Origin of the sequence: Comamonas testosteroni, from assembly GCF_000761245.1 — a bacterium.
Taxonomy (GTDB): Bacteria; Pseudomonadota; Gammaproteobacteria; order Burkholderiales; family Burkholderiaceae_C; genus Comamonas; species Comamonas testosteroni_C.
On the sequence record NZ_AWOR01000064.1, the window covers coordinates 1 to 10,941 of the forward strand.

Genomic DNA, 10,941 nt, shown 5'->3' on the forward strand with positions numbered 1-10,941 from the left:
CCAATTTGAAAAGGCCTGTGATGTAAATCACGGGCCTTTTTCTATTTCAGCTCTCCTGTTCGAGGAGAACATCGACCATGCGCATGTATTGCGTCTTTGGGGATATCACCCTTCAATTTGCGGCTCGGGCCTGAGCCACAGCCAGAGCAGGACGCAGGCCATGATGCTCAGCGTCATCGCCGTGAGCCATGGCTTGTACGAGAAATACAGAATCAGCAGGCTGCTGGCGCCCATGCTGAGGGTTGCCGTCCATTTGGCGCGGCGGCTGATCTTGCCGCCGGTGTCCCAGTTGTGCAGCAGCGGGCCGAAAACACGGTGGGCATAGAGCCAGCGGTGCAGTCTGGGCGAGCTGCGTACCGCCGCCCAGGCCGCCATCAGTATGAATACCGTGGTGGGCATGCCGGGAACCACGGCGCCTATCAGCCCCAATATCACGCAGACCAGCGCAAAGGCAATGAGCAGATAGCGCAGCGGCGCGGAAAGCTGCTTGGACTCCAGGTGTGGTTCTTCGCGAGGGGTTTCGGGCGGTGGTGGCAGATCGTTCATGAGGCAGAAGGTGGACTGCAGAAACTGGTGAAGCTGCAGCCAGGCACGGGCTGCCATATTAGTCAGCATTGCAGCCCATTCGGGCTTTGTGGCTGCAGATGCTGGCGGTATTTGTCACGTCCTTGTCCTGGCCTGCGTGGAGTGCAACCGCATAATCGGTGAACATGGCCTGGCGACCGATTGGCGACCAGCGTGGAATTGATTCAAGGAGAAAGACAATGACCCCCACCTCGAGCGCCGATATGTCCGATGTGATTGCCGAAGTCCGCGGCAAGCTGGGCATGATTACGCTCAACCGTCCCAAGGCGCTCAACGCGCTGTCTCTGGGCATGGTGCGCGATCTGCTGGGCACTTTGCTTGCCTGGCAAAAAGACGACTCGATTCTGGGCGTGGCCATTCGTGGCAGCAACAAGGAAGGGGTGTTCGGGGCGTTTTGCGCCGGTGGCGACATCCGCTTTCTGCATGCCGCGGGAAGCAGCGGCAATCCTCAGCTCGAAGATTTCTTCACCGAGGAATATGCGCTCAACCATCTGATTCACAGCTTCGGCAAGCCCTATATCGCCTTCATGGATGGCATCGTCATGGGCGGCGGCATGGGCATCAGCCAGGGCGGCTCGCTGCGCATCGTGACCGAGCGCACCAAGATGGCCATGCCCGAGACGGCCATTGGCCTGTTCCCCGATGTGGGGGGCGGCTATTTTCTCTCGCGCTGTCCCGGCGCCGTGGGCGAATGGCTGGCCTTGAGCGGCGACACCATAGGCGCGGGCGATGCCCTGGCTTTCGGCCTCGCCGACGGCTGCATTCCTGCCGCACAGCAGGCCGATCTGTGGGAGACCCTGGCGACCACGGATTTCGCCAATGTGGAGGCACTCAACGCCGTGGTGCGTTCGCGCTTCGTGAGTGCCGAGTCCAAAGTGGCGGCGCACCGTGCCGAAATCGATACCTGCTTCTCCCAGCCCACGGTGGCTGCTGTTGTGCAGGCCTTGCAGGCCGGCAGCGACTGGGCTCAGACCGAAGCTGCCACGCTGCGCAAGCGCTCGCCCCTGATGCTGCATGTGGTGCTGGAGCAGATCCGTCGCGCACGCCAGATGAACCTGGCCGAGGACTTGCGCATGGAGCGCGATATGGTGCGCCACTGCTTTTATCTGCGCCCGGGTCGGAGCGAAACCGTGGAGGGCATTCGCGCACTGGCAGTGGACAAGGACCACAGCCCGCGCTGGAATCCTGCCAGCATAGAAGAGGTGAGCGATGCCGAGTGGCAGGCGTTCTTTGACAGCCCCTGGCCTGCGCATTCGCACCCGCTGGCGGCGCTCCAAGGCTGATCCGGTTGCCTATCAAAACAAAGCCCGACAGGTTTGATGCTGTCGGGCTTTTTTTTGTTTATTTGATAGCTATCAACGATTTACTGGTAAGCGCTTGATGGCATTTTTAGCATTAATTCAGGATGGCGAGCGTGGATGCTTGTCCGGGCCTGGGCCTGCAAGACTCGCAAGCGCCTGCGCCAGCAGCGCTATCGAGCGGGGGGCGCAGCCCTCGGCATCGTTGCTGACGGTCACAAAAGCGGGTTGACCGGCGCCGGTGATGCCGGCAATCGTGCGGGCCAGCCGCTCTCGGGTATGCAGATCTTCGCTGCGGATCTCGCTGAACGGCTCGTGCTTCTTCTGGGCATCGGCATAGCCATAGGCACCGAAGAGGCGATTCAGATTCCAGCGGCACACCAGCGGGCCGGGCCATAGTGCACGCAGCATGTCCAGTTGCGCCTCGATGGGCGGCATCTTGCCGTGCAAGCCCAGACAGAAGGTTGCCCCATGGGTCTTGAGCGTGCGGGTCAGCTCCGAGGTCAGCAGCTCGGGGTCTCTGACCTCCACGGCAACGATGACTTGCGGATGCGTCTGCAGCGCCAGCCTCACGGCGGCCAGTAGCAGGCCCAGCTTGTCCATCAGCAGGCCGGGGCGGCTGAGCAGACTCCAGGGCAACGGGCTGAGCTGAAAGACCAGCACGCCCAGCTTGCTGCCAAGCCCTTCGAGAGTGGGTTCCACAAAATGCTCTATGGCCAGGCCAGGGTCCAGAAACGCGGGGTTGGCCTCGTGCGGCTTGCCGTCCTCGCTGCGTACCTGGGCATCGGTAATGCCGGCTGGGCATTTGACGACAAAGCGGAAATCGTCATCCACTTGCGCTGCAAATGCGCCGTACTGGCTGACTGTCAGCGGTCGCCAGAAGCTGCGGTCGACGCAGACGGTGCGCAGCAACGGGTGCTGGTGATAGGCTGTTAGGCCTTTTTTGGCCAGCACACTGCTGTCATAGGCTCCGTCCCAGACCAGACCCTCCCAGCCAGGGTAGGACCAAGTCGAGACGCCCAAGCGCAGCAGGGAAGGCAGTTGCGCGGCCAGCTCCTGGTACTGCGCGGCTGCCGGAGCCAGGGCAATCGCGCCGCGTCCGGGTTTGCGTTCTCCTGGGTCATCGGCCTGCGGCGCTTCTTCAGGCTGTGCTTTGCCGGTGCCGTCTCCGGGGGGAGGCAGTTCATCGGCAAAAAAATCGTCCTGGAAAGTATCGGGCATGTGGCAATAATTTTAATGAAATACGCCTTCCGTGCATGCTCATCAAGGGAAAGCAGCTATGGAAAGCATAGTTTTTAAGGTTTGCTTGCACTTATGCCGGATATCGAGGGTGGTCTGGCGGCATGCCTATGGCAAACTCATTGGCTTCCTGTGTTGAGCGCCGTGGGGCGAATATTCGAATGCAAAAAATCATTGGTCAGATTGCTCAAGAACTGAATGTCAAGCCGCAGCAGGTGAGCGCGGCAGTGGAGTTGCTAGATGGTGGCGCCACAGTTCCGTTTGTGGCCCGCTACCGCAAGGAGGCCACGGGCGGTCTGGACGATACGCAGTTGCGCACGCTGGACGAGCGCCTGACCTATCTGCGCGAGCTGGACGATCGCCGCGAGACGGTGCTCAAGGCCATTGACGAGCAAGGCAAGCTGACCGATGCGCTGCGCCTGGCGATTGCCAGTGCACCAACCAAGCAGGAGCTGGAGGACATTTACCTGCCCTTCAAGCAAAAGCGCCGCACCAAGGGTCAGATTGCCAAGGAGTTCGGCATCGAGCCGCTGGCCGACAAGCTGTTTGCCGACCCCACGCTGGACCCACACAAGGAAGCCGAGGCTTTCTGCAAGCCCGCGACGACCCTGGACGACGGCAAGCCCGGCCCCGACTTCAGCACCACCTTTGCCGTGCTGGACGGCGTACGCGACATCCTGTCCGAGCGCTGGGCCGAGGACCCCGCACTGGTGCAGAAGCTGCGTGAATGGCTCTGGGATGAAGGCCTGCTCAAATCCAAGAAGGTCGAGAGCAAGAACGAAAACGACCCCGAAGTCGCCAAGTTTCGCGACTACTTCGAATACGACGAGCCCATTGGTCGCGTGCCCTCGCACCGTGCCCTGGCCGTGTTCCGCGGCCGTGCGCTGGAGGTTCTCGAAGCCAAGCTGGTGCAACCGGTCGAGCCTGAACCAGGCCAACCTAGCCTCGCCGAGGGCAAGATCGCTCTGCATCTGGGCTGGAGCCATGCAAAGCGCGCCGCTGACGATCTGATTCGCAAATGCGTGGCCTGGACATGGCGCGTGAAGCTGAGCCTGTCCACCGAGCGCGACCTGTTCAGCCGCCTGCGCGAAGACGCCGAGAAGGTGGCGATCAAGGTGTTTGGCGACAATCTGCGTGACCTGCTGCTGGCGGCACCTGCCGGCCAGCGCGCCGTGATCGGCCTGGACCCCGGCATTCGCACCGGCGTCAAGGTTGCCGTGGTGGACAGCACTGGCAAGCTGGTGGACACGACCACCATCTACCCGCATGAGCCGCGCCGCGACTGGGATGGCTCGCTGGCCGTGCTCGCCCGTCTGGTGGAAAAGCACGATATCAATCTGATTGCCATCGGCAACGGCACGGCCAGCCGCGAAACCGACAAGCTGGCGGCAGACCTGATCAAGATCGCGTCCAAGGCCGACAAGAAGATCGAGAAGGTGGTGGTGAGCGAGGCCGGTGCCTCGGTCTATTCGGCCAGCGAGTTTGCGGCCCAGGAAATGCCCGATATCGACGTGAGCCTGCGTGGTGCGGCATCGATTGCCCGGCGCCTGCAGGATCCGCTGGCCGAGCTGGTCAAGATCGACCCCAAGAGCATTGGCGTGGGCCAGTATCAGCACGATGTGAACCAGAGCGAGCTGGCGCGCCAGCTCGATGCCGTGGTCGAAGACTGCGTGAACTCCGTGGGTGTGGACTTGAACACCGCCTCGGCCCCGCTGCTGACGCGTGTCTCGGGTCTGTCGGGTTCGGTCGCAAAGTCGGTGGTGCGCTGGCGTGATGCCAATGGCTCGTTCAAGAACCGCAAGCAACTGATGGAAGTGGCCGGTCTGGGAGCCAAGACTTTCGAGCAGGCTGCAGGCTTTCTGCGCATTCGCGGTGGCGACAATCCGCTGGATGTCACCGGCGTTCACCCCGAAACCTATCCGGTGGTCGAGCAGATCATCCTGGCCACGGGCAAGCCCGTGGATCAGATCATGGGTCGGGGCGAAGTGCTCAAGTCTTTGAAGCCGGAGCAGTTTGCCAATGACAACTTCGGTGCTGTGACCATCAAGGATATTCTGGGCGAGTTGGAGAAGCCCGGTCGTGATCCGCGCCCTGACTTTGTGGTCGCCCGCTTCAATGACGGCGTTGAAGACATCAAGGACCTGAAGGAAGGCATGACGCTGGAGGGAACGGTCAGCAACGTGGCCCAGTTCGGTGCGTTCGTGGATCTGGGCGTGCATCAGGACGGACTGGTGCACGTGAGCCAGATGAGTCACAAGTTCATCGAAGATGCGCGTGAAGTGGTCAAGACTGGGCAGATCGTCAAGGTCAAGGTGCTGGAAGTCGATGTGGATCGCAAGCGCATCAGCCTGACCATGAAGCTCGATGCGGCTCCCGCACGCCGCGACGGCCCGCGCGACAACCGCTTTGAAGGCGCAGGCCGCAGCAACAGCTATGGCGGCGGCAGCCGCGGTGGCTATGCGCAACCGCAGCGTGGTAACCAGCCCACACAGCAAAATGCAATGGCATCAGCCTTTGCGAAGTTGCAGGGACTGAAGAAATAATCTCCTACCGGGCCGCCACTTAATTCACATTACAGGCGGCTTTTTTGTGGGAGCACATCAATGCGCAAAGCGAGAGGGCGGGTGATACTGCCGGCCATAGGGGTGGCAATCTTGGTGGTCTTTATCGGCGCCAAGATGGCATCGCGCGGCTGGATATCGTTGGACAAAATCAAAATCAAAATCAAAAACAAGGCCCATGCCCAGCAGCCTGCAGCCTTGGTCTGGCCACCAGCACTGGCGCCAGAGAACGATGACTTTTGTCATACCGTCAAGCTCAATCTTGCCCAGGTTGACAAGGCCCAGGAAGAGGGCATCAACATAGATCAACAACGGCGCTGCATCACGCGTGCTGCGATGGCAGAGCACGAGATGGCCAAAGTGCGTCACGTTGCCGCTCGCAAGCAGCACGAGAGCCAGCGCGCGGAGCAGGTGCAGATCGAGCAGGTGGTGGATCAACAGATCGCTTCTGGTGAAATCGCTCTGCAGAATCTGATGCAGGCTCGCGCCGGCAAGACAACACAGATTGCGACGGCCTTGTTGCCGGCGGCCCATAAGCCCATCCAGCCGATGCCGACACCGCCTTCTCAGCTGTTTGTTTCAATGAGCTATCAGAGCGGGGATCTGAAACTCAATGCCTTTGTCACCCCGGACCTCAGGGACGGGAGGAAGCTGCCTTTGATGGTCTGGCTGACGGGAGGAGATACCAATAGCCTGGACGATTTCTGGAGCGAAGGGCCAGCCGCCAATGACCAAAGCGCCAGCGCTTTTCGCAAGGCAGGCATGGCGATGCTGTTTCCCACATTGCGCGGTGGCAATGACAATCCCGGCCGGCGTGAGTATTTCTGGGGGGAGGTGCAGGATGTGGCCGCATCCATCCTGCAGGCCGCACAGCTGCCTTATGTCGACCCGGCACGCATCTATCTCGGTGGGCACAGCACCGGAGCCACGCTGGCTTTGCTGACAGCGACGGCAGGGTTGCCAGTTCAGGGGGTGTTCGCGTTCGGTCCAGTGGACGAGGTCGGCGGCTATGGCTGGCCCGTGAAATGGGGCTTGATCTCGGCGGATGAAAAGCGCTTGCGTTCGCCCATCTACTGGCTGCATGCAATAAAGAGTCCGACGTGGATCATCGAGGGCAGCAAGAGTCCCGGCAATATCAACAGTCTTGACAATATGTGCGCCGCACGAAAATCGAATCAGCTGCACTGTGTCTCGGTTCAGGGGGCTGATCACTTTTCCGTGTTACAACCCCTGACACGCAAGCTTGCCAGCCAGTTGGTCATGGGCCAGCCTGTGCAACTGAATAGAGATGAAAAGCTCTGACATTCATATGAGCCCTCTCGTGTTCATTTCGTGGTGGCGACAGCCTTGCCACTGCCTTTGATCCAGATGAGCCGCGTCAAACCATTGAGCCTGTCAGCGTTGCTGGAGCAGCATTTATTGCTGCCAAGCCAGCCGCGCGTCGTTGCGCTGCTGTCGAGTGAACTGCGCAAGCCAGAGCCCGGCATGCGCAGCCTGGTGCAATTGTTTTCCACCGATCCGGTCTTGACCGCTCGTCTGCTGGCCGCAGCCAATGGGCCAGCGCATCTGCTGGGGCAACGCGTACACAGCATTCCCGAAGCACTGGTGCTGCTGGCGCCGGTTCAGTTGCGGCAATTGGTGCAGAAGGCGGCTCCAGTCAGCGCATCTCATGTTTCGGCAGGCTGGAGTCTGGCCAATTTCTGGCGCTACAGCCTGGACACGGCACGCATGGCGCGCGCGCTTGCAATGTCGGTTCAGGCCAACGCCTCGCAGGCCTATGCGGTGGGACTGCTGCATGGCCTGGGAGAGCTGTTGCTGCAGGCTGCCGACCCTGAAACTTTCTTCAGACTTTCCGAGTTGCTGGAGCCCATGCATCCCAAGCGCCCTCAGGTGGAGATGCAGTTGATGGGCTATTGCTCGGGGCAGATTACGGCCCATCTGGCGCGGCAGTGGAATTTCCCGGAGCTGATCAGCGATGCCTTTCAGTTCATGCATGCGCCGATGGAGCAGCCTGTATTTGAGCCTTTGACGGGGGTGCTGCATCTGGCCGTCTGGCGAGCATCGACTCGCGCGCTTAACTGGGGTGAGCGCCAGCTGGCAGTGACATTCCCTGCTGAAACTGGACTGGCACTGGGCATGGACATCGACATGGTGCTGCGTCAGGCATCCATCGACTGGCATGCGGCAGGCTCTCTGGATGTTCAGTTTTAGGGCACCTGGGCGGCTGTGATGAGGAATTGGCGGTTTTGAGTAGGTGTCGTCAGAAAACCGTGATTACTCAAATTGCATTTTTTCTTACGCTGAGTTGCAGTTTTAATTGCTAAAAACTATCTAATGACGCGCTGGGGAGTTTTTTTCTATATGGTGTCTTGAGCACCATGCTGAGTCCCCGGCAAGCAACTCTGGCCAGGAGAGAGAAATGGACCCGAACGGTGCAAACAATTCTGGTGATGCCTTGATGCTCCGACCCATGGCTGTGGAGCTGGGGAGTCCTTCCATGTGGCCAGATCACATGGTGGGGCAGCCCGACAAGCCTGTCAGAGTGTTGTTGGTGGACGATGATGCGCATCTACGCATGGTGATCGCACAGGAAATCATGAATGATCGGCGCACCATGGTGGTCGCCCAGGCGGACAACCTCAAGGATGCAAGAAAAGCCATTCGTCAACATGAGTTTGATGTCATGTTGCTGGATCTGAAGCTGGGGGCTGACGATGGTCTTGAGTTGATTGAGGTGATGAAAAGCCAGCGCCCGCAGGCCGAGGTCATTGTGGTTTCGGTGGTGGAGACGGAAGAGCAGGTGTTGCACGCTTTTGAGTTGGGTGCTACCGGCTATCTGGTCAAGAACTCCTGGTTTGGCAACTATCCTCAAGCGGTGCTGCAGGTCGTCAATGGCGGTGCATCCATCACTCCCAGTCTCGCCAGGCGGCTTTTGCAGCGGTATGACAAGCGGCCGGCCACCGGAGCCGTCCCTGGGGCCGATATGTCCGACAGGCTCTCCAGCCGCGAATGCGAGGTCCTGCGTATGGTTGCCAGTGGCAATACCAGTGCAGAGATCGGCGTGCAGTTGGAGATCAGCACCATGACGGTCAACACGCACATCAAGAACATCTATCGCAAGCTCCAGGTGCGCACTCGAGCACAGGCCGTGCGTTTCGCCTACTTGCGTGGCTGGTTCTAAGCGCCAGTGTCTCCGAACGCATTCACCATGTCCTACGTCTGGCAGCTGCTTCTGTGGAGTGTTCAGCTGCTGCTGTGGGTGCCCTGGCTTTTGCAGCCTGGAGCGGTGTTCAATTCAGCTCCCTGGTGGACTGCAGCGCTAGGCGCGGCGGGCAGCATGGCGGCTGTCGTCTGGCTGTTGCCTCTGGCATATCGCAGTGTGCTGTGGCGCAGACGTAAAAGCGCACGTCCATCGAGAGAGGTACAGCTGGAGCGCAGGCGCATAGCGGAGGCATTGCATGACGATATCGGCAGCCAACTGGTGCAGCTGATCAGCCTGACAGGGCTCGGCACGGACCCGGCGATTCGCAGCAACGCAGAACAATGCCTGCTCGATCTACGGCTGATTGTTGATTCCATGGATAGCCGAAATGAACCCTTGGGTGTTCTTCTTGCTCGTTTCAGGCACAGGCTGCAACCTGTGCTGGATCATCGAGGCATGAGTCTGCACTGGGATGTTTGGGACCCGGAGATGTCTGGCGATACCGGCAGTCTGCCATGCGGTGCCATGGCCGAGGAAATCATGGCAGTGGTGAAGGAGGCCGTGAGCAATGTGCTGCAGCACACTGACGCGCTTGAACTTTGGATCACGCTGGCTGCCGACGAACAGTGGAAAAGTGCTTCAAATGTTTCAGATGCCTCCTTTGTGCATGCGCGCCTGAGCATTGAGGATGCGGGGCCCGTCAGACCGGCTGATGGCAGGCAAATCCCGGACGTAGCATCTGCTGGCATGGGCTGGGTCAATATGCGCCGCAGAGCGCTTGTCATGGGGGCGAAACTGAGCATCTCAACCCGAACCGGTGGCGGTACCTCGGTCACGCTCAATTGGTGAAGTCGCCGAGCTGATCGCGAGCAACGGGGCTTGCAAGCACAATGCCCACATGACGTCATCCACAAGAGCATTGCGAATCTATGCCGGTCTCAAGGCGCGGCAATCTATAGAGCGGCGGGGCTTGCAGCCGGATATGGTCAGAGTCATACCGGCGGCGGCAGGCGGTCCCAAGGGCTTGATTCTCGGACCTCTGGATCGCTTCATCTTTGGACAGTGGTTGCAGGACAGCGTGCAGCCCGTGGATCTGATTGGCGCCTCCATCGGTGCCTGGCGCATGGCGACGGCTTGTCTGGACGCACCAGTGGAAGCCTTTGAGCGGCTGGAGCGTGACTATATTGCACAGCGCTTTGATCCCCCCGAAGGGTACAGGCGCACGCCGTCGTCGCTGGTCAGTGAGCGGTTTGCGCAGTCTCTACAGGACTTTTACGGGGGGCGTGTGAGTGAGGTTCTGGCGAATCCGCGCTATAGGCTGCATGTGATCGCCGCCCGTGGGCGTGGCCTGCTGTCACGTGCATCGCCCTGGCGCACTCCATTGGGCTATGCGGCCGCGTTTGCCGGCAATGCATTGCATCGGCCGGCATTGGGCTGCTTGCTGGAGCGTGTGATCTTTTCCTCTTCTGCAAACGATGCCGTGCATGCTCTTCCCTTTGGTGTTGCGGACATTCGGTCTGCGCAGACCCGGCTGACGGAGAGTAATTTCATGGAAGCCTTGCGAGCCAGTTGCTCCATCCCTTTTATGCTGGATGCGGTGCAGGACATTGCAGAGGCTCCCAAGGGGGCATATTGGGATGGCGGCATTACCGACTATCACATGCATCTGGATTACCTGGCCTCTCGCAGCGGCGATGGGGTGGTGCTCTATCCTCATTTCCAGAAAGCGGTGATTCCCGGCTGGCTGGACAAGGGACTGAAATGGCGTCATGGCTCTAGCTCGTATCTGGACTCGATGATGGTGCTGGCACCCGACCCTGGATGGGTGGCCAGCCTGCCAAATGGCAAGTTGCCGGACCGTCATGACTTTCTGAGTTACGGCACCGACCATGATGCGCGTGCCAAGGCCTGGAATACCGCGGCGGCGGCCAGTCGGCAGTTGGCCGATGAGTTTGCGCAGTGGCTGCATGCACCTGATCCGGGTCGAGTTGAAGCTCTATAGCGCTTTTTTGCAAATTACGACAAAGCCTGACAGCAGAGGGGGGCAGAGCCAGAT

10 protein-coding genes are annotated in these 10,941 nt (G+C 60.0%); 7 read left to right on the forward strand and 3 right to left on the reverse strand.

Translation table 11 applies throughout. The features are described from left to right. Positions 1-105: 105 nt before the first annotated feature. The gene (locus tag P353_RS18325; protein ID WP_034372722.1) at positions 106-546 is read right to left on the reverse strand and encodes a YbaN family protein; all 441 of its coding nucleotides are present in this window, start codon (positions 544-546) and stop codon (positions 106-108) included. Positions 547-764: 218 nt separating this feature from the next. Between P353_RS18325 and P353_RS18330 the strand changes: the two genes are divergently transcribed. Next, positions 765-1,868 carry an enoyl-CoA hydratase/isomerase family protein gene (locus P353_RS18330; RefSeq protein ID WP_198529100.1) on the forward strand — a complete coding sequence of 368 codons (1,104 nt, stop codon included), beginning with the start codon at positions 765-767 and terminating at the stop codon, positions 1,866-1,868. Between the two features lie 117 nt (positions 1,869-1,985). On the opposite strand, the gene P353_RS18335 is transcribed toward P353_RS18330, so the two are convergent. Next, positions 1,986-3,104 (reverse strand): DUF72 domain-containing protein, encoded by a 1,119-nt coding sequence (locus P353_RS18335; protein ID WP_034372674.1) that lies wholly within the window; start codon positions 3,102-3,104, stop codon positions 1,986-1,988. Positions 3,105-3,283: 179 nt separating this feature from the next. Here P353_RS18335 and P353_RS18340 point away from each other — a divergent pair, with 179 nt between their 5' ends. Beyond that, entirely contained in the window at positions 3,284-5,665 is a 2,382-nt protein-coding gene (locus P353_RS18340) for a Tex family protein (protein ID WP_034372677.1), read from the forward strand. A gap of 57 nt (positions 5,666-5,722) precedes the next feature. On the opposite strand, the gene P353_RS30020 is transcribed toward P353_RS18340, so the two are convergent. Further along, a complete protein-coding gene (locus tag P353_RS30020) occupies positions 5,723-6,217 on the reverse strand; it encodes a hypothetical protein (RefSeq protein ID WP_232776685.1) in 495 nt (164 codons plus the stop codon). On the opposite strand from P353_RS30020, the gene P353_RS18345 reads away from it, so the two are divergent. From P353_RS18345 to P353_RS18365, 5 genes are all read left to right on the forward strand, one after another. Further along, positions 6,200-6,985: an alpha/beta hydrolase family protein gene (locus tag P353_RS18345; RefSeq protein ID WP_232776687.1), complete on the forward strand. Its 786-nt coding sequence runs from the start codon at positions 6,200-6,202 to the stop codon at positions 6,983-6,985. The genes P353_RS30020 and P353_RS18345 overlap by 18 nt on opposite strands. Before the next feature lie 66 nt (positions 6,986-7,051). After that, positions 7,052-7,894: an HDOD domain-containing protein gene (locus P353_RS18350; RefSeq protein WP_034372731.1), complete on the forward strand. Its 843-nt coding sequence runs from the start codon at positions 7,052-7,054 to the stop codon at positions 7,892-7,894. A 208-nt stretch (positions 7,895-8,102) separates the two neighbouring features. After that, complete coding sequence (locus P353_RS18355; RefSeq protein ID WP_034372681.1) at positions 8,103-8,864, forward strand: response regulator; 762 nt, start codon at positions 8,103-8,105, stop codon at positions 8,862-8,864. A gap of 156 nt (positions 8,865-9,020) precedes the next feature. Beyond that, on the forward strand, positions 9,021-9,734 hold the full coding sequence (locus tag P353_RS18360) for a sensor histidine kinase (RefSeq protein WP_232776689.1): 714 nt from the start codon (positions 9,021-9,023) through the stop codon (positions 9,732-9,734). Positions 9,735-9,867: 133 nt separating this feature from the next. Then, positions 9,868-10,887, forward strand: coding sequence for a patatin-like phospholipase family protein (locus P353_RS18365; protein ID WP_080750608.1), 1,020 nt, complete (start codon positions 9,868-9,870; stop codon positions 10,885-10,887). Positions 10,888-10,941: the final 54 nt, after the last annotated feature.

Bases quoted from the DNA above. Each gene is read 5' to 3' on its own strand.
- P353_RS18365 (WP_080750608.1), top strand. From the start codon at position 9,868: ATGGTCAGAGTCATACCGGCGGCGGCAGGCGGTCCCAAGGGCTTGATT.
- P353_RS18340 (WP_034372677.1), top strand. From the start codon at position 3,284: ATGCAAAAAATCATTGGTCAGATTGCTCAAGAACTGAATGTCAAGCCG.
- P353_RS18335 (WP_034372674.1), bottom strand. From the start codon at position 3,104: ATGCCCGATACTTTCCAGGACGATTTTTTTGCCGATGAACTGCCTCCC.
- P353_RS18330 (WP_198529100.1), top strand. From the start codon at position 765: ATGACCCCCACCTCGAGCGCCGATATGTCCGATGTGATTGCCGAAGTC.
- P353_RS18325 (WP_034372722.1), bottom strand. From the start codon at position 546: ATGAACGATCTGCCACCACCGCCCGAAACCCCTCGCGAAGAACCACAC.
- P353_RS18350 (WP_034372731.1), top strand. From the start codon at position 7,052: ATGAGCCGCGTCAAACCATTGAGCCTGTCAGCGTTGCTGGAGCAGCAT.
- P353_RS18360 (WP_232776689.1), top strand. From the start codon at position 9,021: ATGGCGGCTGTCGTCTGGCTGTTGCCTCTGGCATATCGCAGTGTGCTG.
- P353_RS18355 (WP_034372681.1), top strand. From the start codon at position 8,103: ATGGACCCGAACGGTGCAAACAATTCTGGTGATGCCTTGATGCTCCGA.
- P353_RS30020 (WP_232776685.1), bottom strand. From the start codon at position 6,217: ATGGGCCGCCGGCAACAAGGCCGTCGCAATCTGTGTTGTCTTGCCGGC.